Genomic DNA, 23,943 nt, shown 5'->3' on the forward strand with positions numbered 1-23,943 from the left:
GACCTGACCGCCGCTGATGCCATGGACGTGTTCCCCGGCAAGGACATCCGACCCAAGCTGCTGGCGCTGGTCGACGTCGGCCTCGGCTACCTCACGCTGGGCCAGCCGCTGTCCATGCTGTCGGGCGGCGAGTGCCAGCGGCTGAAGCTGGCGAGCCGGCTGCACGATCAGGGCAACCTCTGCGTCCTCGACGAGCCCACCACCGGCCTGCACACGTCCGACTGCGGACACCTGCTCGGCCTGCTCGACCGACTCGTCGACGGCGGCAGCTCGGTGATCGTCGTCGAGCACAACCTCGACGTCGTCGCGCACGCGGACTGGGTGATCGACCTCGGCCCGGACGGGGGCGACGCCGGCGGCCGAGTGGTGTTCGAGGGCCCGCCGCACACCCTGCTGCACGCGGAGGGCTCGGCCACCGGGGAGTACCTGGCCCGGCACGTGCGGCGGTGGGTCGATGCCTGAGGCGCTGTCCCTGCCGTCCGATCCGCCGGAGCTGCTGGACTGAGCCCGAGGTGCGGCGAGTCCCGCGTTCCGGCCAGCGAGTCGCGCGGTTCGTCGGGCGAGTCCTGCGCCCGGGCGGACGTATCCGGCGTTCCGTCCGCCGCTCGGCACCGCGTGCGCTCGTGGGCGATCTCACGCGGCAGTGCTCCGAGGGCGGACTAGGTTGGTCGGGTGGAGTTCGCGACCGTGGTCCTGCTGGTCGGAGCGGGTGTCGCGGCAGGGCTCTCCGGGTCGATCGCCGGGCTCGCCTCCCTGTTCTCCTACCCGGCGCTGCTGGCCGTCGGCCTGCCCGCGACCACCGCGAACGTCACGAACACCGTGGCGCTCACGCTGTCGTCGGTCGGCTCGACGCTCGGGTCGCGGCCGGAGCTGGTGGGCCAGGCACCGGTGCTGCGCCGCTACGCGCTGCTGGCGCTGGTCGGCGGCGCGTCGGGGGCGGGGCTGCTGCTGCTCACGCCACCCGGGACGTTCGAGAGGATCGTCCCGGTGCTGGTCGGCGGGGCAGCGATCGTGCTCCTGCTGCAGCCGCGGATCCGCGGGCGCATCGACCCGACCACCCGGGCGTCGGGGCCCGCTGTGGCGGCCGGGATCCTCGCCGTCACCGTCTACGGGGGCTACTTCGGCGCAGCCGCGGGTGTGCTCATGCTGGCGCTGCTGCTCGTCGGGCTGCCGGTGACGCTGCTGCAGGGCAACGCGATCAAGAACGTGCTGCTCGGGCTGGCCAACGCCGTCGCCGCCGTCGGGTTCGCGGTGCTCGCGGACGTGCAGTGGTGGGCGGTGGCGCCGCTGGCTGTCGGCCTGTTCGTGGGCAGCTTCGCCGGGCCCGCCGTCGCCCGCCGGGTACCGACGGCCGCGCTGCGCACGGGGATCGGCCTGGCCGGGCTCGGACTCGCCGTCGCGTTGGCGATCGAGGCCTGGTAGCCGCTACGGCACCCGCTCCGGGCCGCGCACGAGGTCCCGAGCCCACCGGCTCGCGAACCCCACCACGGCCTCCAAGGGCCCGCGCACACCCAGCCCGCGCAGGAGCGCCCCGATCACCGCCAGTAGGACGACGTGCACCACGAACACGGCCGGGCGTTCCGTCTCCGCCATCGGCACGGTCGTCAGGACGACGTGGAACGCGTAGAGCGACAGCGGTGCCGACCCGACCGCGGCGGGCAGCCACACCAGCGGTGCGGCCCAGCGCGCCAGCAGCAGCATCAGGCCCAGGACGGCCAGCGCGGAGCCCGTTGTGCGGGCCAGGTCGAACGGGGTACCCGAGTGCGGGGCGGCGATCGCGAGCCACCACCAGGACCAGGTCGGAGTGGTGCCGTAGAGCCGCTCGTCCGCCGCGCGGCCGAGCACCTCGGCCCCGCCGCCGGGACCGAGGAGGAACGCCGAGACCGCGCTCGCCCCGGCCGAGAGCGTCGTCCCGCCTGCGAGCAGCACTGCGGCGACCCGCGGGCTCATGAGGTCGAGCCGACCCACCGCGAGCCCGACGAGCAGGTACGTCGTCCACGTCAGGACCGGGTAGACACCGGTGACCGCGAGGGTCCACAGCATCTCGCCCGGCGCCGCGACCGCGGCCGTGCCGACCTGGACCGGGAAGCGGGTGCCGCCGCGGAGGAGCTGGGAGAGCACGGGTGAGAGACCGCACCACACCGCGGCGAGGCCGCCGAGCAGCCACGGCGGCAGGCGCAGCACCGGGATCGACACCAGGAACAGCAGTCCGTAGTAGGCGAGGATCACCAGCGGGAGCGGGCGGAGATCGGCGAGCAGGAGCCCGATGACCGCGATGAGCACCGCCCGTACCGCGATGCCGACACCGGCAGCCACGTGCGGCCGGCCGGGGCCCGGCGGCACCCGCCCACCGGTGGAGAGCGCGATGCCGACGCCGGCGAGCACGGCGAACAGCGCTGAGGCACGACCGTCGAACAGCAGGCCGACCGCGGTGGGCGTCCCGTCCCGGTGCTCGATCGGGAGGATGTGCGTCGCCACCATCCCGACCAGCGCGACCGACCGGGCCGCGTCCACTCCAGCGATGCGGTCCCGGCGCGGCACACGCGCGACTCTAGGTGCAGGTCCGGGTCTGCCTCAGACGCAACCCCGGATCGGCGACATCCGACAGTGCGGGCGACGCTACGCTCTGCGGTCATGGGAGCGATCGCCTGATGTCCTTCGCCGCGGTTCTCGCCGCCATGCCGGACCTGCTGGCGCGCGCACTCGCTGAGCACGTCCCCGACGAGAACGGCCGGTGCCGCGAGTGCCGCGCCGATGACGGCACGTCTGCCCCGTGGCCGTGCGCGATGCGTCTGCTCGCCGACGAGGCCCAGGGCATGACGAACGCGGCGAACGGGCACGGCTCGCACGCTGCTGCTCCGGCTGCGTCCCCGCAGACCGCTCCGTCGCCGATCGTGCCGGGGTCGCCGGGCGAAGGGCCCGCGGCGCAGGGTCCGGGGGCGCAGGACCTGACGGCGCAGGGCCCGGAGACGACCCCGCAGCCGGTGCTGACCGACGACGGCTGGGACCCCCTCGCCTACCGCCGCGCCGTGCGGCGGGAGCGGTACCTGTACTGACCCGCGCGAGGCCGGACGACGCGAGCTGGCGAGTCCGGCCTCGGCGCCGCGAGTCGCGCAGCCAGCCCGGCGAGTCGTGCGGGCGTCCCGGCGAGTCCTGCGTTCTGACCGGCGCGGTCCGCCTCTCGTCGAGGTCAGCAGGAGCGCTTCGGACGGACGACTCGCCGGACCGTCTGCAGCACTCGTCCGGCAGCTCGCAAGACTCGCCGAGCCAGACGCCGCGACTCGCCGCACCGTGCGTGCGGCTCGGGGCCTCAGCGCACGCGGATGTCCGTGCTCGTCACCGGGCCGTCGACCGCCGCACCCACCCGCCGCAGCCACTGCGCCAGCGCCGCCTGCACCTCGGGGAGCGTGGGGCGGTGCTCGGGGGCCGTGTCGAGGGTGGCGCGCAGCAGGGCGAGGTGGGCAGTGCGCTGCGGCAGGTGCGTGAGCGGGGCGCCCGCGGCCGCCGCGCGCAGGCCCGAGACGGCGTCGGGGTGGGAGCCGCGGGGCGGGTGCCCGGTCAGCGCGTACGACACGGTGGCCGCGAGCTGCCACCCGTCCGACGCCGGCGTGGCCCGGTCACCGCACGCCACCTCGGGCGCCAGGAAGTCCGGGGTGCCCAGCACGAACCCGGCCTGGGTGAGGGTGGCGTCGCCGCTGCGGCGGGCGATGCCGAAGTCGATCAGGTGCGCCAGCCCGTTCCCGTCGACGATGACGTTGCCCGGCTTCACGTCGCGGTGCATCACGCCCCGCTGGTGCGCCGCGTGGAGGGCCCCGGCGAGCGACAGCCACACCCGGGCCGCCGCCACGTCGTCGAGCACGCCCTTCTCCCGCACGAGCTCGCCGAGGGAGATCCCGTCGACGTAGCCCATGACGATGACCATGCCGTCGAGATCGGCCAGGCCGGGGTCGCTGCGGGCCGGCACGAGGTCGTAGATCCGCACGCAGTGCGGGTGCCGGATCGCCGCCAGTGCCTTGGCTTCGCGCCGGATCCGCTCCTCGGTCTCGCCGTCGGGTGCGTGCGCCGCCTTCAGCGCGACGAGGTGGCCGAGCTTGGCGTCGTGGGCGAGCCACACCCCGCCGAACCCGCCGGAGCCCAGCTTGCGGATGAGCCGGAACCGCGCCGGACCGCCGGCCGGCCGGGCTCCGGTCACGGCCACCGCACCGGAGCGCGGGGCGGGGTGCCCGGTCCGCGGCGTCGGCGGTGCGGGCGGGCGCCGCGACACCGGGCCCGCCGGCACGGCACCGCGCACCGACACCGGGGTGCGGCGGGCGGCGACCTCCCGCGGCGGCGCCCCGCACATCAGCACCGCCGGCACACCCAGCACCGTGCCGGCGACGATCCCCAGCCACAGGTGCCACATGGTCCCGGCCGGCACGTTCCCGGTCAGCACCGCCAGCGCCAGCACGGGCGCCCAGAAGAACTTGGCGGGCCAGCTCGGGCCGCGCCGCAGCGCCAGCCGCGCCTGCAGGGCCACGAACAGTGCCGCCGCGATCGGCACGAGCGCCAGCAGCAGGACGGAGATCGCCAGCCGCACCGGGTCGTCCGGGTCGAACGCTTCCCGGACGGTGCCCGCGCCGAGGTAGCGGGCCTGGTTCATGCCGATGCAGTCCAGCTCGACACCGAGGGTGTCCTGCTGGGCCTTGGTCAGCCCGGCCACCCGCGTGCCGGCGAACGCCACCTCGAAGACCCGCCCGGTCGCGACGGCGGCGAGCAGCGGCATCAGGCCCGCCGTGACCAGCCCGGCGCCGATGAGCACCGCGGATTCCGGCACCCCGTACCGCGGACCGATCCGCCGGCGCAGCAGTGCCACGGTCACCAGGCCCGCCGTGGGGAACAGCCCCACGAGCACCCCGAAGATCGTGAGGGCCCACGACCAGTCGCCGGGGCAGATGTCCGAGCCGCTGTGCAAGGACGCGACGAACCGCCGCAGGCCCGCCAGCACCCCGGCGAGGAGCGCGGCCAGCCCGTCCACCGGCGCCTCCCCTGCGTCCGTCCCCCTACGGCGCCCGGCCGGACGCCGCCCTCACTATCCCATCATCGGCGACCGCCGGCGTCGGTGGTCTCACGGAGATCGAACTCCCGCAGATCGAACTCTCCCGCCCTCGAGCCCCGCCACGAGCTCAGTCGTCGACGAGCATCGCCTCCAGCGCCGGCATCGCCGCCGCGATCGCCGCGCGCTGCTCGGTGTCCAGCCGGGCGAGCCGCCGCGCCACCAGCGCCGTGCGCGTGGAGCGGACCTCGATCATCGCGGCCGCTCCCTTCTCCGACAGCGTGATGAGCACCCCACGGGCGTCCTGCGGGTCCGGCGTGCGGTGCACGAAGCCCAGCTCGTCGAGCGCGGCCAGTACCCGGCTCATCGTCGGCGCGCTCACGCCCTCCCGGCGGGCCAGTTCGCTCAGCCGCAGCGGAGCGTGCTGCTCGATCGTCGACAGCGCGGACAGCTGCAGCGGCGGGATCCGCTCGTGGCCGTCGATGCGGATGCGGCGGTGCAGCCGGCCCACGGCCAGGCGCAGTCGCGAGGCGAGCTCGGTGAGCTCCGCCTCCTCGGCCGACTCGGCCGTGGCGTCGGGTGCGAACGACGTCATCGCGCCATGGTGCCAGGCCCGGCGGGGTGCCGGCACGACGTCCCGTTGCTCACTTCACACCTTCCTCAGCCGGATGCCGGTGACGCTGTGGTCGGGCCCCTTGCGCAGCACCAGGCTCGCCCGGCCGCGGGTCGGCTTGATGTTCTGCTCCAGGTTCGGCCCGTTGATCTCCTCCCAGATCGCCTCCGCCCGCGCGATCGCCTCCTGCTCGTTCAGCTCGGCGTAGCGGCGGAAGTACGACTCCGGGTTGCGGAACGCGGTCTCGCGCAGCCGCAGGAACCGCTGCACGTACCAGCGGCGGATGTCTTCGGTGGCGGCGTCGACGTAGACGGAGAAGTCGATGAAGTCGCTGACGGCGAGCGCGGCCCGACCGCCGGGGCCGGGTTGGGCGGGCTGCAGCACGTTGAGGCCCTCGAGCAGCAGGATGTCGGGCCTGCGCACGACGGTGCGGGCGCCCGGGACGATGTCGTAGCTCAGGTGGGAGTACACCGGCGCGGAGACCTCGCTGCGCCCCGCCTTCACCTCGGTCACGAAGCGCAGCAGCGCCCGCCGGTCGAACGACTCCGGGAACCCTTTGCGCGACATCAGCCCGCGCCGCTCCAGCTCGGCGTTGGGGTACAGGAACCCGTCGGTGGTGACCAACTCGACGCGGGGATGCTGCGGCCAGCGGGCCAGCAGCAGGCGCATCAGCCGCGCGGTCGTGGACTTCCCCACCGCCACCGAGCCCGCGATCCCGATCACGAACGGGGTCCGTGCCCCCGACGCTCCGAGGAACGTCCGGTACGCCCGGTAGAGCCGCGCCCCCTCCTGGACGTGCAGCGTGAGCAATCGCGACAGCGGCAGGTAGATGTCGCGCACCTCGTTGAGGTCGACGAAGTCGCCGAGGCTGCGGACCCGCTCGACCTCCTCCGCGGTGAGCGGCAGCGGGGTGGCCTCCCCCAGCTTGGCCCAGGACGCCCGGTCGAAGTCGACGAACGGGGAGGACGACTCCCGAGCGAGGCCGTTCCGCGCGCCGATGCGACTGCCTGCCATGGTCCGAGAACCTAGGCCGCGATCGCCCGGATCGCCCCTGTTGGTGACGCGCATCGCTCCGTTGTGTAGGACTCCCCCGACTCCCGTTCTGCGCCGTACGCGGAACGTCTTAAACTGGGGTCTTCCGCATCCCAGGGGAGATCTTCGTGCTGACCGCACGCACCCGAGGCGACGAGCCGGGCTGCAGTATGAGGCCGGGCCGCTCCCGGCGCCGTACCCGAACCTCCACCTGTCCCTGTAGCCGCGCTCGTGGCTCGGCCTGCGGCGGTCCGTCGTGACCGTCCTGTGGTCGGTGCTCGGCCTCCTGGCCGTCGCGGCGCTCACCGCCGGCACGGCCGTGTCCGTCGCTTCCGAGTTCGCGCTCACCGCGCTGGAGCGCAGCCAGGTCGACGCCCACGTGGCCGAGGTCGACGACCGCCGCGCCCGCGCCCTGCAGCGCGCCCACCGCAGCCTGTCGTTCCAGCTGTCCGGCAGCCAGCTCGGCATCACCGCCACCACGCTGGTCACCGGGTACATCGCCGAACCCGCGATCGCCGCGCTCATCTCACCCGGGCTGATCGGGCTGGGCCTGTCCGAGGGCATCGCGGGCGGCATCGCGATCGTCGTGGCGCTGCTGCTGGCCACAGCGCTGTCGATGGTGTTCGGCGAGCTGGTGCCGAAGAACCTCGCGATCGCCGACCCGATCGGCACCGGCCGGGCGGTGGTGTGGCTGCAGAGCGGCTTCGCCCACGCGTTCCGCTGGCTGATCAACGCGCTCAACGCCGCCGCGAACGTGGTCGTGCGCCGGCTGGGCGTCGAACCGGCCGAGGAACTGCGCTCGGCCCGCTCGCCGCGCGAGCTCAGCTCGCTGGTCCGCACCAGCGCCGAGCACGGCACGCTCGACCTGGGCACGGCGGTGCTGATGGACCGCTCGCTGCGGTTCACCGACCGCGTCGCCGAGGACCTCATGACGCCGCGGGTCCGCGTGGAGACGCTCGAGGCCGACGACACCGTCGCCGACCTGGTCGCCCGCTCCCGGCACAGCGGGTACTCCCGCTTCCCCGTCCAGGACGGCGACCCGGACGCGGTCCTCGGGGTCGTGCACGTCAAGCAGGCGTTCGCGGTGCCGGCGGCCGAGCGCTCCCGCACCCGGCTGCGCAGCCTCGTCCAGCCGGTGCCGACAGTCCCGGCCTCCCTGGACGGCGACGCCCTGCTCACCGTCCTGCGCGGCTCCGGCCTGCAGATGGCCGTCGTCGTCGACGAGTACGGCGGGACGGCCGGCATCGTCACGCTGGAGGACCTGATCGAGGAGATCGTCGGCGACGTCCGCGACGAGCACGACGGCGCCGAGGTCGCCCGCGTCCGCCCGATGGGCCGCGGCACCTGGCTGGTGTCGGGCCTGCTCCGCGACGACGAGGTGGCCGAGGCGACCGGCTTCCAGGTGCCGGCGGGCGACCACGAGACGCTCGCCGGACTGGTGCTCGCCCGGCTCGGCCGCATCCCGGAGGTGGGGGCTTCGATCGACGTCGACGGCTGGCGGCTGACCGTGATGCGCCGCGACCGCAACCGCATCGCGGAGCTGCGGCTGGCCGACCCCCAGGCGGTGGCGGAGGTGCAGCGTGCCCAGTGAGCTGCTGCTCGCCGGCGAGCCGGCCGGCTCCGTCGGTGGGGACCTGCTGGCCCTGCTCGCCGCCGTCGCCCTGCTCGGCGGCAACGCGTTCTTCGTCGGCGCCGAGTTCTCGCTGGTCTCGGCGCGCCGCGACCGTCTGGAGGCGATGGCGCAGGCCGGGGTGGGCGGCGCACGCACGGTGCTGCGCGCCACCGGGGACCTGTCCCGGATGCTCGCTGCGTCGCAGCTGGGCATCACGATCTGCTCGCTGCTGCTCGGCCGGTTGGGCGAGCCCGCGGTGGCCCACCTGATAGAGCGGCCGTTCGTCTGGCTCGGTCTGCCCGAGGCCGTGCTGCACCCGGCCGCGTTCGCGATCTCCCTGGGCATCGTCGTGATCGCGCACATCCTGCTGGGCGAGATGGTGCCGAAGAACATCGCGATCGCCGGCCCTGAACGCACCGCGATCTGGCTCGTGCCGCCGTTCCTGGTGTTCACCACCGTGATGCGGCCGCTGATCAACCTGTTCAACTTCCTCGCCAACGGCGTGCTGCGCCTGATGGGCGTCGAGCCGCGCGACGAGCTGGAGGCCGCGTTCACCTCCGGTGAGCTGGCCGACCTCATCGCGGAGTCCGGCCGCGAGGGCCTGCTCGACGACGACGAGTCCTCCCGGCTGACCCGCACGCTGCACTCGGTGGAGGCCACCGTCGCCGACGTGATGGTGCCGCTCTCCGAGCTGGTCACGCTGCCCGCGCGGCCGACCGTGGGCGATGTCGCCGAAGTCGTGGAGCGCACCGGGTTCTCCCGCTTCCCCCTGCGCGGGCAGGACCGCAGGCTGACGGGTTACCTGCACGTCAAGGACGTGCTCGACCTCATCGACGACCCGTCCGCCCCGGTGCCGCCGCAACGGATCCGCGGGCTGCCCGAGGTGGCCGTCGACGCCCGTCTGGACGACGCGCTGGCGGTCCTGCGCCGCCCGGGGGCGCACCTGGGGCGGGCGGTGGACCGTGGTGGCCACACTGTGGGCCTCGTGGCCCTCGAGGACCTCATCGAGCACGTCGTCGGCACCGTCCGCGACGGCACCCACGCGGGCCCGGAACGCACCGGCGCCTCCCCCACGGCTCCCCGGCAGGACCGCGGTTGACGGCGGCTACGGTCGAGCCCGTGGAGGTGCTCGACGAACCGCAGTGGCGGGCCCGCGCCGCCGCGCACCGGGCCCGCGTCGAACGCTGGACGCTGCCGCACCGGGAGCGCCGGCGCCGCCGCGAGCCCCATCCGGTGATGGACTTCCTGTTCACCTACTACTCGTACCGGCCGCAGCGGCTGGAGCAGTGGCACCCGGGCCCGGACGTGCTGCTGCGCGGCGGTGACGAGTACCTCGACCGACCCGGTTACGTCCGCGACGGCGACGGGGTGCGCCTCGATCCCGGCGCCCTGCCGCCGCGGCTGGCGGGCACCGCAGGGTTCGTCGGGGCGCTGCTGACCGCCACCGCGTCGCGTCAGCCGCGGCTGTCCTGCTTCGGGATGCACGAGTGGGCGATGGTGTACCGCACGGACGCCCCACGGCACTGGTACGTGCCGCTGCGGCTGGGCCGGGAGAGCACGGACGCGGTGGTGGAGTCGCTCCCGCTGCACTGCACCCACCACGACGCGTACCGGTTCTTCACCGATGCCGCCAGGCCGCGCAACGCCGTCGCGCCGCGCCGGGAGGACCAGATCGCGCTGGAGCAGCCGGGCTGCCTGCACGCGAACATGGATCTGTACAAGTGGGCGTACAAGCTCGCCCCGGTCACTCCGGCTGAGCTGATCGCCGACTGCTTCGAGCTGGCCGTGGCCGTGCGCGAGCTGGACATGCGGGCCAGCCCCTACGACCTGACGGCGTGGGGGTACGACCCGGTCCCCGTGGAGACCCCAGCCGGGCGCGCGCAGTACGTGCGCGAACAGGCCGAGTTCGTCCGCCGGGCGGCGCCGCTGCGCGCCCGCCTGCTCGCGCTCGTCGAGCGGGTGTGGCCGGCGGCCCGGCCGGCCACCGCGGTGGCCGGCCGGTAGGGCGCTCAGTCGGTGCCGGACTCCATCGCCGCGCGGTCGAGCGCCGCGGAGTCCTCCTCGCCCTCGGCGCGCGAGGCGATGGCCTCCGCACCGCCCGGGGAGATCTCCCCGATCAGCGCCGGGTCCGCGCCGGTGACCAGCTGCGCCTGTCCGGAGCCGATCAGGCCGATCCCGGCGTACTGCTCCAGCTTGGCGCGGGAGTCGGCGATGTCGAGGTTGCGCATGGTCAGCTGGCCGATGCGGTCCACCGGGCCGAACGCCGAGTCCTCGGTGCGCTCCATCGACAGCTTGTCCGGGTGGTAGCTGAACGCCGGGCCGGTGGTGTCGAGGATCGAGTAGTCCTCGCCGCGGCGCAGCCGCAGCGTCACCTCGCCGGTGACGGCCGACCCGACCCACCGCTGCAGCGACTCGCGCAGCATCAGCGCCTGCGGGTCCAGCCAGCGGCCCTCGTACATCAGCCTGCCCAGCCGCCGCCCCTCGGCGTGGTATGTCGCGATCGTGTCCTCGTTGTGGATGGCGTTGACCAGCCGCTCGTACGCGATGTGCAGCAGCGCCATCCCCGGCGCCTCGTAGATGCCCCGGCTCTTCGCCTCGATGATCCGGTTCTCGATCTGGTCGGACATGCCCAGGCCGTGCCGGCCGCCGATGGCGTTGGCCTCCAGCACCAGATCGACCGGGGTGGCGAACTCCTTGCCGTTGATGGTCACCGGCCGGCCCTGGGCGAACCCGATCGTGACGTCCTCGGTGGGGATCTCCACCTCGGGGTCCCAGAACCGCACGCCCATGATCGGGTCGACGGTCTCGATGCCGTTGTCGAGGTGCTCCAGGGTCTTCGCCTCGTGGGTTGCGCCCCAGATGTTGGCGTCGGTCGAGTACGCCTTCTCGGTCGGGTCGCGGTAGGGCAGGCCGTGGGCGAGCAGCCACTCGCTCATCTCTTTGCGGCCGCCGAGCTCGCTCACGAACGCCGGGTCGAGCCACGGCTTGTAGATCCGCAGGTTCGGGTTGGTGAGCAGGCCGTAGCGGTAGAACCGCTCGATGTCGTTGCCCTTGTACGTCGATCCGTCACCCCAGATCTGCACGTCGTCGGCCATCATGGCGCGCACGAGCAGCGTGCCGGTGACGGCGCGACCGAGCGGCGTGGTGTTGAAGTACACCCGCCCCGCGCTGCGGATGTGGAACGCACCGCAGGTCAGCGCGGCCAGGCCCTCCTCGACGAGCGCGGCCTTGCAGTCCACCAGACGCGAGATCTCAGCGCCGTAGTCCGCCGCCCGCCCCGGCACCGACGCGATGTCGGGCTCGTCGTACTGTCCCAGGTCGGCCGTGTAGGTGCAGGGGATGGCGCCCTTGTCGCGCATCCAGGCGACCGCGACCGACGTGTCGAGCCCTCCGGAGAAGGCGATGCCGACCCGTTCACCGACGGGCAGAGAAGCGAGGACCTTGGACACGCGACAAATTATGCACCCTCGTGGATAATCTTCCAACGTGGGGTGGGTCGCTCCCGCCTCTCCGCCCCGGTGACGCGCATCAGTTCTCGAACGCCGCAGGTGGCGGGCAGCTGCAGACCAGGTTGCGGTCGCCGTGCGCGCCGTCGATGCGCCGCACCGGCGGCCACACCTTGCGGTCGTGCACGCCGGGGGTGCCGCCCATCGGGTACGCGGCGAGGTCGCGCGGGTACGGGTGGTCCCACTTGTCCACCAGGCACGCCGCGGTGTGCGGCGCGTTGCGCAGCGGATTGTCCGTGACCGGCCACTCCCCCGAAGCGACCCGGTCGATCTCACCCTTGATGCTGATCATCGCGTCGATGAAGCGGTCGAGCTCGGCGAGGTCCTCGCTCTCGGTGGGCTCCACCATGAGCGTGCCCGCGACCGGGAACGACATCGTCGGCGCGTGGATGCCGTAGTCGGCCAGCCGCTTCGCCACGTCGTCGACGGTCACGCCGCTCTCGCGGGTGATCCCGCGCAGGTCGAGGATGCACTCGTGGGCGACGAGCCCGGTGGTGCCCGTGTAGAGGACCGGGTAGTGCTCGCCGAGGCGCTTGGCCACGTAGTTGGCGGCGACCAGCGCGGTCAGCGTGGCGCGGCGCAGTCCCTCGGTGCCCATCATCCGCAGGTACATCCACGGGATCGGCAGCACACCCGGGCTCCCGTACGGGGCCGCGGAGACCGGGCCGACCTCCCCGCGGCCCGGCAGGAACGGCACCAGGTGCTCGGCCACCGCGATCGGGCCGACGCCCGGTCCGCCGCCGCCGTGCGGGATGCAGAAGGTCTTGTGCAGGTTCAGGTGGCTCACGTCGCCGCCGAACGCGCCCGGCCGGGCCAGCCCCACCAGCGCGTTGAGGTTCGCCCCGTCGACGTAGACCTGCCCACCCGCAGCGTGGACGGCGTCGCACACCTCTCGGATCTGCGCTTCGTACACCCCGTGCGTGGACGGGTAGGTGATCATCAGCGCGGCCAGGTCCGGTCCGTGCTCGGCGATCTTGGCGTGCAGGTCGTCGAGATCGACGTCGCCGGTCGGCGCGGTCGCGACGACCACGACGCGCATCCCGGCCATCACTGCCGAGGCAGCGTTGGTGCCGTGCGCGCTGGCCGGGATCAGGCACACGTCGCGGTGCCCCTCCCCGCGGCTGCGGTGGTACGCGGCGATCGCCAGCAGGCCCGCGAACTCGCCCTGGCTGCCCGCGTTGGGCTGCACCGACACCGCGGCGTAGCCGGTGAGCTCGGCGAGCCACCGCTCCAGGTCCTCGATCAGCTGCAGCGTGCCGGCGGCGTCCTCCGCAGGCACGAACGGGTGCATGTCGGCGAACGCCGGCCAGCTGATCGGCTCCATCTCGGCCGCGGCGTTGAGCTTCATCGTGCACGAGCCGAGCGGGATCATCGTGCGGTCGAGCGCCAGGTCGGCGTCGGCGAGCCGGCGCAGCCAGCGCAGCATCGCGGTCTCGCTGCGGTACTGGTGGAACGTCGGGTGGGTGAGGTACTCGCTGGTGCGCAGCAGGTCCGCCGGCAGCGCGTCGGCGGTGGCGGTGTCCAGCTCGCCCGCGTCGGCGGAGACGCCGAACGCGGCCCACACCGCCTCCAGGTGCGCGACGGTGGTGATCTCCGACGTGGAGACGCCGACGAGATCCGGGTCGCCGCACAGCTCGGGGCGGCGCAGCGCGATGCCGGCCTCGTGGGCGGCGTCGGCGATCGCCTGCGCTCGGCCGGGCACGCGCACCAGCACGGTGTCGAAGAACCTGTCGTGGACGACGTCCAGCCCGCCCGCGCGCAGGCCCGCGGCGACCACGGCGGCCATGCGGTGGGTGCGCTGCGCGATGCGGCGCAGCCCGTCCGGGCCGTGGTAGGCCGCGTAGCAGGCGGCCACGACCGCGAGCAGCACCTGCGCGGTGCAGATGTTGGAGGTGGCCTTCTCCCGGCGGATGTGCTGCTCACGGGTCTGCAGGGCCAGCCGCAGCGCCGGGTTGCCGTCGGCGTCGCGGGAGACGCCGACGAGCCGGCCGGGCAGCTGGCGGGCGAACTTCTGCGCCACCGCCAGGTACGCGGCGTGCGGGCCGCCGAACCCGAGCGGCACGCCGAAGCGCTGCGTCGTGCCGAGCACGGCGTCGGCGCCCAGCTCGCCGGGCGGCGTGAGCAGGGTCAGCGCGAGCAGATCGGCGGCTACGGCCACCAGCGCGCCCCGCTCGTGGGCCGCCTCGATCAGCGGCGCCGGGTTGCGGATCGCCCCGGACGCGCCGGGGTAGGACAGCAACAGGCCGAACAGGTCGCCGTCGGGCAGGCCGTCGGCGTGGACGTCGGCGACGACCAGCTCGATGCCGAGCGGCTCGGCGCGGGTGCGCAGCACCTCGAGGGTCTGCGGGAGGGTGTCGGCGTCGACGACGAACCGCGTGCTGCTCGATCGGCCGGCCCGGCGCAGCATCGTCATGGCCTCGGCCGCGGCCGTGGCCTCGTCGAGCAGGGACGCGTTCGCCACCGGGAGGCCGGTGAGGTCGGACACGGCGGTCTGGAACGCCAACAGCGCCTCCAGCCGGCCCTGGCTGATCTCCGGCTGGTACGGCGTGTAGGCCGTGTACCAGGCAGGGTTCTCGATGACGTTGCGACGGATCACCGCCGGGGTGATCGTGCCGGAGTAGCCGAGCCCGATCATGGGCACGGTCACGGTGTTGCGGGCGGCGAGCGCACGCAGCTCGGCCAGTGCCTCGGCCTCGCTCGCCGCGGGCGGCAGGGTCGACGCGACCGGCTCGCGGTCGCGGATCACCTCGGGCACCGCGGCGTCGGCCACCGCCTCCAGGGACTCGGCGCCGATCGCGGCGAGCATGCGGTCGAGCTCGTGCGGACGGGGGCCGATGTGCCGCTCGACGAACGGTTGGCCGTGCTCGAGATCGAAGAGGGACGGGCGGTTCACGGGCGCCTCCGAGGTCACCGACTGATCGGGCAGAGCGGTACTGCCCTCCCCCTCTGTCACTGCCCGGCCCACCGGGCGCCTGAGAGATTCACCCCGGTCTCCCGGGGCTTTCCCCGTCGGCGGACGATCGGCGGTCGCCGGTCGTCACTTTCCAGAGGCGTCTCACCCGCACGGTCCTGGTGCCTGAGAGATTCCGGGGAGGGTTTGCTCCTTCGGCGCCCGGACACGGTGTGCCGGGCTCTCCCGCGCGGGGTCGGCGACTGCGCTTCGTATCGTACGTCACCCCGGCGCCGGGTGACGGGATCCGGTGAGAACGTGCACAGGCGCCGCGGGGAAGCCACCCGCGCGGCGGATGTCACCCCCGCTGCTCGACCAGCCCAGAACGATCGGGAACCGGGCGATCGGGCACCGCGCGATCGAGGACAGGCGGATCAGGAGATCGCGCGCCGCGCCCGCCGCTTCGAGAGCTCGTCCTCGGGTGCCTCGTCGACGGTTCCACCGTCGGCTCGCTCCATCGGGAAGTCCTTGATGGAGCCGCTGATCTCGCGCATCGCCCCGCTGACGGCGATGCCGAACACGCCCTGCCCGCCGCGCAGCAGGTCCACGACCTCCTCGGGCGAGGAGCACTCGTAGACTGTGGTGCCATCGCTGAACAGGGTGATGCCCGCGAGGTCCCGGATGCCGCGGCGGCGCAGGTGCTCGACCGCGACCCGGATGTTCTGCAGCGACACCCCGGCGTCGAGCAGCCGCTTGACGACCTTCAGGACCAGCACGTCCTTGAAGGAGTACAGCCGCTGCGACCCGGAGCCCGCGGCCCCGCGGATCGACGGGACGACGAGCCCGGTCCGGGCCCAGTAGTCCAGCTGGCGGTAGGTGATGCCGACGACTTGGCAGGCGGTCGGACCACGGAAGCCGACCAGCTGGTCGGGCAGCCCGTCGAGTCCCTCGCCCAACAAGGGGTCGGGGAACAGTTCGCCTTGTTCCGGCGAAACCGACGTCCGGTCGTCCACCGAGCTCCTTCCCGCCGGGTGTCCGCACCCGCTACAGGGCCCCGGACCGCTCCGGAGTACCCTGCTGACCGTAAGCGGACCACCGCGACGGGTCAACGCAACGCGCCGTGTTTCCCGCGTTGTCGTGACTCCGGACCGAGGTTCCGGCCGCGGGCGGGCCGCGATGTCACCCGTTCGGGTTCGCGCCCCGGAAATCCTCCGGCGTGATCGAGTCGAGGAACTCGCGGAACTTCTCGACCTCGTCCTCCTGCTCGTCCGGGATGACGAGCCCGGCGGCCGCCAGCACGTTCTCCTCGGCGTAGATCGGCACGCCGATGCGCAGGGCGAGCGCCACCGAGTCGCTCGGCCGCGCCGACACCTTCACGCCGCCGTCGAAGACGAGCTCGGCGTAGAAGGTGCCCTCCTGCAGGTCAGTGATCCGCACCTCTTCCAGGCGCCTGCCGAGGGCGGTGACCACGTCCTTCAGCAGATCGTGCGTGAGCGGCCGCGGCGGCTTGACTCCCTGCTGCTCCAGCGCGATCGCGGTGGCCTCCACCGAGCCGATCCAGATCGGCAGGTAGCGCTCACCCGCGGTCTCGCGGAGCAGGAGGATCGGCTGATTCGCGGGCAGTTCGACCCGGACGCCCACGACGCGCATCTCGCTCATGCGCTCTCCTCCTCCACACGACCCTGCTGTCACCCGACGCTACACGGCGAAACGGGTCGGCGCCCGCCTCCGGACGGCTCACGCGACCGCAGGGCGACGCCGGCCCGGTCGGCTCAGCTCCGCGGACCGGTGATGAACACCAGGCGGAACTTGCCGATCTGCACCTCGTCGCCGTTCACCAGCACCGCGGTGTCGACCGGTTCCCGGTTGACGTACGTGCCGTTGAGGCTTCCGACGTCCACGACGATGAACTCGTTCCCGTCGCTGCGGAACTCCGCGTGCCGACGGGACACCGTCACGTCGTCGAGGAAGATGTCGCTGTCGGGGTGCCGCCCGGCCGTGGTGACCTTCCGGTCGAGCAGGAACCGCGATCCGGCGTTCGGTCCGCGCTTGACGACCAGGAGCGCCGCACCCTCGGGCAGGCTCTCCGCGCCGGAGACCGCAGGCTCGTTCGCCGGAGTCTCGGCCTCGGAGAGGAAGTCCGCGCGGAAGACCGAGGTCGTTTCCGGGGAGCGCTCCGGGGGAACTCCGGGCCCGTCGTTCGTGGTCACCTTTTCGGTCTCCTCCTGGATGGTGCCGGGGAAGCTGAGGCGGCGGACGTGGTGTCCGTCCAACCTACTCCTACGCCCTCGCTCCGACCGGGCGGGCCGGGCGGCGGACGCCGGTGCGGTCGATCACGCCCGGCGGCGTCGGCGCTGCCCTCCGGGGCCGGTCACGCCTCGATGAGCTGCGCGTACGCGCCCGCGTCCAGCAGCCCGGCCAGTGCGCCAGCCACGTCGCCGTCGACCCGGACGTCGATCATCCACCCTTCGGTGTACGGCCCGGAGTTGATCAGCTCCGGGCTCGCCTCGAGCGCCTCGTTCACCGCGACGACGGTGCCGGAGACGGGCGTGTACACGTCCGAGACGGACTTCGTCGACTCGACCTCACCCACCGCCGTGCCCGCGGTCACGACGTCGCCGACCGCCGGGAGGGACACGAACACGACGTCACCGAGCTGCGACTGGGCGTGGTCGGTGATGCCGATGCGCACCACCCCGTCGCCGAGGTCGCGGACCCACTCGTGGGCCTCGGTGTAACGGAGATCATCCGGGATCACGCGGGCGAGCCTACGGGGTCGGCGCGCCGGCCCCGCCCGGTGGTGCCGACCGGCCGCCGAACGGGGCCGGCCGGCGCAGGGCGAGCACGAACTGTGCGAAGTAGAGCGCCCCGGTGTAGAGGTAGACCGCCGTCCCCCACACCGCCAGCGCGTACCCGAACGGTCGGCACAGGTCGGCGAACCAGCCCGCCTGCAGCCCGGCCAGAAGCAGCGGGAACGCGTAGAGCATCACGAAGGTGGCCGCCTTGCCGAGGTAGGTCACGACGAACGGCCCGTACCCCCGGCGGCGCAGGATCAGCAGGCACACCCCGAGGACCAGGTCCCGCGCCACCAGCGCGCCCACCGCCCACCACGGCACGATCTCGCGGACACCCAGGGCGAGCAGCGCGCAGAGGATGTAGAGGCGGTCCACGGCCGGGTCGAGCAGCGATCCCAGCCGCGAGTACTGCCGGAGCAGGCGCGCGAGCTTGCCGTCGAGCCAGTCGGTGATCCCGCCCACAGCGAGCACCACGATCGCCCATACGTCGGCGGTGGCCTGGAGCTGAGGGTCCCGGCCGGGCCCGAGCAGCAGCCACAGGAACAGCGGCACGCCGGCCAGCCGCAGGACCGACAGGGCGTTGGGGATCGTCAGGAGCCGTTCGGGCCCTGCGGTCGTCCCGAGCTCGGGTGCGGTGTCCGACGGCACGGCCGAAGGATAGGCCGCCCTGTTCACCGCCCGGGCACGCCAGGGAGGATGCGGAGCATGGACGTCACGACGGCATCGGCCGAACTGAAGGCGAAGCAGGCCCCGCTCAAGGAGCGCTACCGCAACGAGCCCGAGGCCGCCCTGATCACCCTGACCGCCGACGGCGAGCTCGACGGCAGCGGGATCGCGTGCAAGGTGAAGACCTCCACCGCGCTGGTCGAGGCCGGTCTGCACCCGGCCACCGGCGGCGACGGCACCCAGCTCTGCTCGGGCGACATGCTGCTCGAGGCGCTCGTCGCGTGCGCGGGCGTGACCATGCGCGCGGTCGCCACCTCGCTGGGCATGGCGGTCGCCGGCACCGTGCACGCCGAGGGCGACCTGGACTTCCGCGGCACCCTGGGCGTGGCCAAGGACGCCCCGGTCGGCTTCCGCGACATCCGCCTGAAGTTCAACCTCGAGACCGATGCCGACGAAGAGCAGATCGCCACGCTCATCAAGCTGACCGAGCGCTACTGCGTCGTGCTGCAGACGCTGAAGAACTCGCCCACCACGTCCGTCGCGGTCACCACCTCCTGAGGCCGGCGATGACGACCGGTGCGCAGGCCCTCCTGCGGACGCTGCTCGCGGGCGGCGTCGACGTGTGCTTCGCCAACCCCGGTACCTCGGAGATGCACGCGGTGGCCGCGCTGGACACCGAGCCGGGGATGCGGGCGGTCCTCACCCTGTTCGAGGGGGTGGCGACCGGGGCCGCGGACGGTTTCGCCCGGATGGCGGACCGGCCGGCGGCCACGCTGCTGCACCTGGGGCCCGGCCTGGGCAACGGCCTGGCGAACCTGCACAACGCCCGGCGGGCCGGCACCGGCATCGTCAACGTCGTCGGGGACCACGCCCTCACACACGCGAAGTACGACGCCCCGCTGCAGTCCGACATCGCCGGCATGGCCGCGACGGTCTCCGGCTGGGTGCACCTGACCCGCGGGCCGGCCCAGGTGGCCGCGGACACCGCGGCCGCCGTCGCGGCCGCCCGCGCCGGGCAGGTGGCGACGCTGATCCTGCCCGCGGACGCGAGCTGGAGCGAGGGCGCGGCCGACGAGCCCGCCCCCGTCCCTCCCGTGCCGGAGCGGGGCACCGGGAACCCCGAGTCGCTGGCCGCGGCCGCCGCGGCCCTGCGGACGGGCGAGCCGTGTCTGCTGCTGCTCGGCGGCGACGCCACCCGCGAGGCCGGGCTCGCCGCCGCGGGCCGGATCGCCGCCGCCACCGGCGCACGCATCATGGTCGAGACGTTCCCCACCCGGCTGCAGCGGGGCGCCGGGCGGGTACCCGCGGAGCGGCTGGCCTACCTGCCGGACAGGGCCGCGCAGCAGCTCGCCGGCACCCGCCACCTGCTGCTCGCCGGCGCCCGTTCCCCCGTCGCGTTCTTCGGCCACCCGGGTAAGCGGGGCGACCTGGTGCCCGAGGGCTGCCACGTGTACGAGATCGCCGGTCGCGAGGACGCCGCCGCGCTCACGCTCGCCGAGCTGGCCGACCAGGTCGCCGGCGACGCCACCGCCCACCTCGCGCCGGCCCGGCGGCCCGAGCTGCCGACGGGCCCGCTGCGCGCCGACGTCGTCGCCGCGGTGGTGGGGGCGCTGCTCCCGGAGAACGCGGTCGTCGTCGACGAGGCCAACACCTCGAGCGTCGGGCTGCCCGCGGCCACCACGGGTGCCCCGCCGCACGACTGGCTCTGCCTGACCGGCGGCGCCATCGGCTGGGGCCTGCCGACCGCCACCGGGGCCGCGCTGGCCTGCCCCGACCGGCCGGTGTGGAACCTGCAGGCCGACGGCAGCGCCCTCTACACCATCACCGCGCTGTGGACGCAGGCCCGCGAGGGACTCGACGTCACCACCGTCGTCTACAACAACGCCGCCTACGCGATCCTGCGGCTGGAACTCGCCGCGGTCGGCGCCGCCGGCGGCCCCAATGCCCGCTCGCTGCTCGACCTCGACCGGCCGCGGCCGGACTTCGTCTCGCTGGCGACCGGCATGGGGGTGCCCGCCTCGCGGGCGGAGACGGCCGAGGAGCTCGCCACTGCGCTCTCCCGCGCAACGGCCGAGCCGGGCCCGCACCTGATCGAGGCGATCGTCCCGCCCGTCGTGCCCTGAGATCGTCCACCGCGATCGTCCTGACGCTCCGCGCCCGCCCGTGCCCCTCAGCCGTCGGTCGCGGAGGGCGCGGGAGGGCGCCCGGACACGCCCGGAGAGCGCTCCACCCACACGGGCGATCCCGGTGTTCACCGAGGTCGTCGCCCCGTCCGGATCGTCACCGTTCGTCGCCGATCAGCGACTGTTCGGCGCGCTGAGGCCGCATTTCACCCCATGCGGGATCGACGAACCGACGTAAAGTGTCAGTCGGGTAACGCTGAGTTCCGGCTGGTCGGGGCAACCGGGCGGCGGACCCGGGGCGCCCGTGCGCGCCGGCGGCCACTGGACACCCATCCGACGACGCGGAGTGCACGATGACGAGAACGGTCGAGGACATGGCGTCCTTCGACTCAACCGTCAGGCATGCCTGCGCCGTCGCCGTGAGCGACGAGCACCTGTGGGAGCTGTCCTCGGCGTTCCTGTCCGCCGGTCTGGCGGCGGGCGACCAGGTCAAGTACTTCGACGACGGGACGTCCGACCGTGTGCTCGAGCGGATGTTCGACGACGGCGTCGACATCGACGCCTCCCTCGCCTCCGGCCAGCTGGAGGTGGTCCCGCCGGAGGCCACCCGTGCGGCGATCCTCACCCCGATCGACGTCATGCGCGGACTGGTGGACGAGCTCATCGAGGACGCGCTCGCGGAGGGCTACTCCGGGGTGCGGTGGACCGGGCAGCTCAGCCACGCGCTCAACCGGCCCGCCGGCATGCTCGACTACGAGCTGATGCTCGACGCCGCGGTGGCCGGCAGGCCCGCGCGCGTCCTCTGCCTCTACGACCGCGCGCACTATCCGGACGACGTCATCGAGGACATGCGCAGGGGGCACCGCGTGGAGATCGAGACGACCACCGTCTACGACGACAACCTGCTGCGCATCACCTCGACCGGGATCGGCTCGGCCCGGCTGGCCGGAGAGGTCGATCACTCCAACCGGCCGCAGGTGCGCAAGCTGCTGCTCGCCGAGCTGGACCGGGCGCTGCGTTCGCCCACCGGCCCGCACGAGATCCGGCTCGACGTCTCGTCGTTGCGGTTCATCGACGTCGCCGGCGCCGTCGGGCTGGTGCACGCCGCCGAGGAGTTCCCGTCCAGCCACAAGCTGGTGCTCGACGGGGTCCGGCCCCGGGTGGCGCGGGTGCTCGATCGCTGCGGGGCGCCGTTCGCGTCCCAGCTGATGACGATCCCGCGACCGGACCGGCCGATCCCCTCCACCGCGGGAGCGGACGAGTGAAGATCGAGAACCGCCGTTCGGCGCAGATCGTCGCGCTGCAGCACCGGTGCGGCTTCTACGCCTCGCAGCGCGATCTCGTCGACCTGCTCGTGCCGATGGTCGGCGCGGCACTGACGCGCGGCTCCACCGTCGCGCTGGCCGTCGCCCCGGAGACCGCCGACGCGGTGGAGGAGGCGCTCGGCCCGGCACCGCAGCTGGTGCGCCTGTCCGAGCCCGGCCCGGGCTGCCACTCGGGGCAGACGCTCGCCGCCCGCCGGGCCCGTGAGCTGCGCGAGCTCACCGCGCTGCACGGCCCGATCACGATGATCGCCCAGCACCGCAGCGAGCTGGACGGGGCCGACGGAGCGTTCTGGACCGAGCTCGACGCCGCGTACGGCATCGCGCTGGCCGACATGCCCGTCGAGCTGACCTGCTTCTACCCCGAGCTGCCGCTGCACCAGTCGATCCTCGACGGGGCCCGGCACACGCACCCGATGCTGCTGGTGGGCGGCGACCCCGTCGAGAACCCCGAGCACATGAGCCCGCGCAGCGTGCTCGCCGAGTACCCGGCGCCCAGCCCCGCCCTGCTCGGCGCGCCGGACCTGCAGATCGAGTTCGGTGCCTGGCAGCTCAACGAGGTGCGCGATGAGCTCGAGCGCGCCCTGCTGTCGGCCGGGTACGGACGAACCCGCGCCGAGGACTTCGTGCTCGCGGTCAACGAGATCGCCACCAACGCCGTCGAGCACGGCAGCCCGGACGCGCGGCTGTACGTCTGGCTCGACGGGGACGGCGTCACCGAGGGCGCGGTCTGCGAGGTTCACGACCGCGGTACGCTGCGGGACCCCCTGCCCGGTCTCGCGGCACCGCACTCGGCCGAGCCCCGGGGCCGCGGCGTGTGGATCGCGCGGCAGATCTGCGAGTCGCTGCACGTGTGGTCGGACAAGTCGGGTACCCATGTCCGACTTCATGCGGGTCGCCCGGTATGATGGCACTCAGTGCGCAGGCGGCCACCGGCACGTGGCCGCTGCGACGCAGTCACCCCTTGGCAACCGGGCTCGGGCGGAGAACACTCGTCCGCGGCTCGGCCCAGTCGGGGCACAGGCGAGTTCTCGAACACGTGACATACCGAACCCGGGGCGATCATGTCTGACGATCAATGGCGACTTCGGACAGACGGCACGGTACGCGTGTCCGTGCTGGGCTCCTTCGAGCTCACCGTCGGCGGCGAGTCCGTCACCCTCGGGGTCGACGCCCGCCGGCTCGTGGCCTACCTGGCCGTGCACCCGCGCCCGCAGCCCCGCCCCGCCCTGGCCGGGGACCTCTGGCCAGGCGTACCGGCCGACGCGGCGCTCAAGCTGCTCGACGAGGCCGTCGAGAGCGTCGACGTACCCGGCCTGCTCGCCGACATCGCCCCGGGAGAGATCGGTGAAGGCCCGCTGGAGCTGGCCCCCGCGGTCGAGGTCGACCTCGCCGACGCCATGGGCCTGATCCGCGCCCTGCCGGAGATCCCCACCACCGACAAGCCCGACGTCTCCCCGCTCACCGTCGACATCCTCCCCGGTTGGACCGCCGCCTGGGTCGCCGTCGAGCGCGAGCGCTACCGCCAGCTCCGCCTCCACGCCCTCGAGGAGCGCAGCATGCGCCTGTCGGCCGAGGGCCGCGCCGAGGAGGCCGTCGAGCTGGCCCGCCACGCCGTCCGCGCCGCCCCCAGCCGCGAGAGCGCCCGCCGCGCCCTGGTCGAGGCCCTCCTCGCCGAGGGCGACGTCACCGCCGCCGTCGCCGAGTACGACGAGTACCAGGAGCTGCTCCGCTCCAGCCTCGGTCCGGCCAGCAACGGCCTGGACAACCTCCTCCCGCCGACCCCGGCCTGGCCCGTCCTGCGCGCCCGCCACCCCATGCCGCGCTCGGCCGTGCAGCTGCCGCGCCTGCCCGGTGCCGGCCGCGGCGGCAGCCGCCGCCTCGTCTCCGGCGGCTCGGTGCCCGGCTCGTTCCGCTAGGAGCACCGCCACCGCAGCAGCCCGCCCCCCCCATCACGGGACCGGGCCCCTCGGATGCTGCCCGCGTGCAGATGTGAACGAACGGCCCTTTCGTCCACGCGGAGTGGACGAAAGGGCCGTTCGTTGTACCCGGGGCGGGGTGAGGCGGAGCCGGCTGGCCCCTGGGCGGCGCCTGCTGAGATCTCTACGAACTGTGCTTTCGTCAGCACCACTGCTCACGAAAGGACCGTTCGTAGGTTCTCGGCCCGGGCATACCCAAGATCACCACCGCACCCCCGCAACAGGTGTGTCAGCTGTGGCACGAGCCTTGTGGGGCTCCACCGGGGGGAGGCCGGGATCCAGGGGCGGAGCCCCTGGCGGGGTTCCGGGGCAGCGCCCCGGGTGCACAGAGCTCGGGCAGGGCCCGGCGAGGGGTCCAGCACCCGAGCCCCGC

Annotated in this window: 21 protein-coding genes and 1 riboswitch; of the genes, 10 read left to right on the forward strand and 11 right to left on the reverse strand. The window is 73.6% G+C overall.

Going from position 1 to position 23,943, the window contains the following annotated elements; all coding sequences use genetic code 11:
* The first annotated feature begins 672 nt into the window (after nucleotides 1-672).
* Nucleotides 673-1,422 carry a sulfite exporter TauE/SafE family protein gene (locus BUE41_RS01505; protein WP_073454978.1) on the forward strand — a complete coding sequence of 250 codons (750 nt, stop codon included), beginning with the start codon at nucleotides 673-675 and terminating at the stop codon, nucleotides 1,420-1,422.
* A gap of 3 nt (nucleotides 1,423-1,425) precedes the next feature.
* Here the strand turns inward: BUE41_RS01505 and BUE41_RS01510 are convergent, their stop codons facing one another.
* Entirely contained in the window at nucleotides 1,426-2,541 is a 1,116-nt protein-coding gene (locus tag BUE41_RS01510; protein WP_073454979.1) for a heparan-alpha-glucosaminide N-acetyltransferase domain-containing protein, read from the reverse strand.
* Nucleotides 2,542-2,651: 110 nt separating this feature from the next.
* On the opposite strand from BUE41_RS01510, the gene BUE41_RS01515 reads away from it, so the two are divergent.
* A complete protein-coding gene (locus BUE41_RS01515) occupies nucleotides 2,652-3,056 on the forward strand; it encodes a hypothetical protein (protein ID WP_073454980.1) in 405 nt (134 codons plus the stop codon).
* Between the two features lie 254 nt (nucleotides 3,057-3,310).
* Here the strand turns inward: BUE41_RS01515 and BUE41_RS01520 are convergent, their stop codons facing one another.
* The 3 genes from BUE41_RS01520 to coaA form a co-directional block, all read right to left on the reverse strand.
* The gene (locus tag BUE41_RS01520) at nucleotides 3,311-5,014 is read right to left on the reverse strand and encodes a serine/threonine-protein kinase (RefSeq protein ID WP_084754159.1); all 1,704 of its coding nucleotides are present in this window, start codon (nucleotides 5,012-5,014) and stop codon (nucleotides 3,311-3,313) included.
* A 148-nt stretch (nucleotides 5,015-5,162) separates the two neighbouring features.
* Nucleotides 5,163-5,627: a MarR family winged helix-turn-helix transcriptional regulator gene (locus BUE41_RS01525; RefSeq protein WP_073454981.1), complete on the reverse strand. Its 465-nt coding sequence runs from the start codon at nucleotides 5,625-5,627 to the stop codon at nucleotides 5,163-5,165.
* A gap of 54 nt (nucleotides 5,628-5,681) precedes the next feature.
* Complete coding sequence (coaA, locus tag BUE41_RS01530; RefSeq protein WP_073454982.1) at nucleotides 5,682-6,659, reverse strand: type I pantothenate kinase; 978 nt, start codon at nucleotides 6,657-6,659, stop codon at nucleotides 5,682-5,684.
* Between the two features lie 274 nt (nucleotides 6,660-6,933).
* Here coaA and BUE41_RS01535 point away from each other — a divergent pair, with 274 nt between their 5' ends.
* The 3 genes from BUE41_RS01535 to BUE41_RS01545 are packed head-to-tail and all read left to right on the forward strand — an operon-like array spanning nucleotide 6,934 to nucleotide 10,293.
* Nucleotides 6,934-8,268, forward strand: coding sequence for a hemolysin family protein (locus BUE41_RS01535; protein ID WP_073454983.1), 1,335 nt, complete (start codon nucleotides 6,934-6,936; stop codon nucleotides 8,266-8,268).
* Complete coding sequence (locus BUE41_RS01540) at nucleotides 8,258-9,388, forward strand: hemolysin family protein (protein WP_407691640.1); 1,131 nt, start codon at nucleotides 8,258-8,260, stop codon at nucleotides 9,386-9,388. The genes BUE41_RS01535 and BUE41_RS01540 overlap by 11 nt, the downstream gene beginning before the upstream one ends.
* A 20-nt stretch (nucleotides 9,389-9,408) precedes the next feature.
* Entirely contained in the window at nucleotides 9,409-10,293 is an 885-nt protein-coding gene (locus BUE41_RS01545) for a 3-methyladenine DNA glycosylase (RefSeq protein ID WP_084754160.1), read from the forward strand.
* A 5-nt stretch (nucleotides 10,294-10,298) separates the two neighbouring features.
* Here the strand turns inward: BUE41_RS01545 and argG are convergent, their stop codons facing one another.
* The 7 genes from argG to BUE41_RS01580 form a co-directional block, all read right to left on the reverse strand.
* Nucleotides 10,299-11,738: an argininosuccinate synthase gene (gene argG, locus BUE41_RS01550; RefSeq protein ID WP_073454985.1), complete on the reverse strand. Its 1,440-nt coding sequence runs from the start codon at nucleotides 11,736-11,738 to the stop codon at nucleotides 10,299-10,301.
* A 79-nt stretch (nucleotides 11,739-11,817) separates the two neighbouring features.
* On the reverse strand, nucleotides 11,818-14,688 hold the full coding sequence (gcvP, locus tag BUE41_RS01555; protein ID WP_143171909.1) for an aminomethyl-transferring glycine dehydrogenase: 2,871 nt from the start codon (nucleotides 14,686-14,688) through the stop codon (nucleotides 11,818-11,820).
* A gap of 161 nt (nucleotides 14,689-14,849) precedes the next feature.
* A riboswitch (glycine riboswitch) is annotated at nucleotides 14,850-14,944 on the reverse strand.
* Nucleotides 14,945-15,119: 175 nt separating this feature from the next.
* Nucleotides 15,120-15,698: a MerR family transcriptional regulator gene (locus BUE41_RS01560; RefSeq protein WP_143171910.1), complete on the reverse strand. Its 579-nt coding sequence runs from the start codon at nucleotides 15,696-15,698 to the stop codon at nucleotides 15,120-15,122.
* 166 nt (nucleotides 15,699-15,864) lie between these two features.
* Nucleotides 15,865-16,344 carry a bifunctional nuclease family protein gene (locus BUE41_RS01565; RefSeq protein WP_073454987.1) on the reverse strand — a complete coding sequence of 160 codons (480 nt, stop codon included), beginning with the start codon at nucleotides 16,342-16,344 and terminating at the stop codon, nucleotides 15,865-15,867.
* A gap of 113 nt (nucleotides 16,345-16,457) precedes the next feature.
* On the reverse strand, nucleotides 16,458-16,895 hold the full coding sequence (garA, locus tag BUE41_RS01570; RefSeq protein ID WP_073455144.1) for a glycogen accumulation regulator GarA: 438 nt from the start codon (nucleotides 16,893-16,895) through the stop codon (nucleotides 16,458-16,460).
* Between the two features lie 161 nt (nucleotides 16,896-17,056).
* Complete coding sequence (gene gcvH / locus BUE41_RS01575; RefSeq protein ID WP_073454988.1) at nucleotides 17,057-17,443, reverse strand: glycine cleavage system protein GcvH; 387 nt, start codon at nucleotides 17,441-17,443, stop codon at nucleotides 17,057-17,059.
* A 10-nt stretch (nucleotides 17,444-17,453) separates the two neighbouring features.
* Nucleotides 17,454-18,128 carry a cardiolipin synthase ClsA gene (locus BUE41_RS01580; RefSeq protein ID WP_073454989.1) on the reverse strand — a complete coding sequence of 225 codons (675 nt, stop codon included), beginning with the start codon at nucleotides 18,126-18,128 and terminating at the stop codon, nucleotides 17,454-17,456.
* 57 nt (nucleotides 18,129-18,185) lie between these two features.
* Between BUE41_RS01580 and BUE41_RS01585 the strand changes: the two genes are divergently transcribed.
* From BUE41_RS01585 to BUE41_RS01605, 5 genes are all read left to right on the forward strand, one after another.
* Complete coding sequence (locus BUE41_RS01585) at nucleotides 18,186-18,704, forward strand: OsmC family protein (RefSeq protein WP_073454990.1); 519 nt, start codon at nucleotides 18,186-18,188, stop codon at nucleotides 18,702-18,704.
* A gap of 8 nt (nucleotides 18,705-18,712) precedes the next feature.
* Nucleotides 18,713-20,269 carry an acetolactate synthase large subunit gene (locus BUE41_RS01590; protein WP_073454991.1) on the forward strand — a complete coding sequence of 519 codons (1,557 nt, stop codon included), beginning with the start codon at nucleotides 18,713-18,715 and terminating at the stop codon, nucleotides 20,267-20,269.
* Between the two features lie 353 nt (nucleotides 20,270-20,622).
* On the forward strand, nucleotides 20,623-21,534 hold the full coding sequence (locus BUE41_RS01595; RefSeq protein ID WP_073454992.1) for an MEDS domain-containing protein: 912 nt from the start codon (nucleotides 20,623-20,625) through the stop codon (nucleotides 21,532-21,534).
* Nucleotides 21,531-22,499 (forward strand): ATP-binding protein, encoded by a 969-nt coding sequence (locus BUE41_RS01600; protein ID WP_073454993.1) that lies wholly within the window; start codon nucleotides 21,531-21,533, stop codon nucleotides 22,497-22,499. The genes BUE41_RS01595 and BUE41_RS01600 overlap by 4 nt, the downstream gene beginning before the upstream one ends.
* 201 nt (nucleotides 22,500-22,700) lie before the next feature.
* Nucleotides 22,701-23,510 (forward strand): AfsR/SARP family transcriptional regulator, encoded by an 810-nt coding sequence (locus BUE41_RS01605; RefSeq protein ID WP_073454994.1) that lies wholly within the window; start codon nucleotides 22,701-22,703, stop codon nucleotides 23,508-23,510.
* The last annotated feature ends 433 nt before the right edge of the window (nucleotides 23,511-23,943 follow it).

This window comes from Pseudonocardia thermophila, from assembly GCF_900142365.1.
Lineage (GTDB): Bacteria > Actinomycetota > Actinomycetes > Mycobacteriales > Pseudonocardiaceae > Pseudonocardia > Pseudonocardia thermophila.

Coding starts and splice junctions, on each gene's coding strand:
- BUE41_RS01515 (WP_073454980.1), top strand. CDS start 2,652: ATGTCCTTCGCCGCGGTTCTCGCCGCCATGCCGGACCTGCTGGCGCGC.
- BUE41_RS01525 (WP_073454981.1), bottom strand. CDS start 5,627: ATGACGTCGTTCGCACCCGACGCCACGGCCGAGTCGGCCGAGGAGGCG.
- BUE41_RS01590 (WP_073454991.1), top strand. CDS start 18,713: ATGACGACCGGTGCGCAGGCCCTCCTGCGGACGCTGCTCGCGGGCGGC.
- coaA (WP_073454982.1), bottom strand. CDS start 6,659: ATGGCAGGCAGTCGCATCGGCGCGCGGAACGGCCTCGCTCGGGAGTCG.
- BUE41_RS01565 (WP_073454987.1), bottom strand. CDS start 16,344: ATGAGCGAGATGCGCGTCGTGGGCGTCCGGGTCGAACTGCCCGCGAAT.
- BUE41_RS01595 (WP_073454992.1), top strand. CDS start 20,623: ATGACGAGAACGGTCGAGGACATGGCGTCCTTCGACTCAACCGTCAGG.
- BUE41_RS01585 (WP_073454990.1), top strand. CDS start 18,186: ATGGACGTCACGACGGCATCGGCCGAACTGAAGGCGAAGCAGGCCCCG.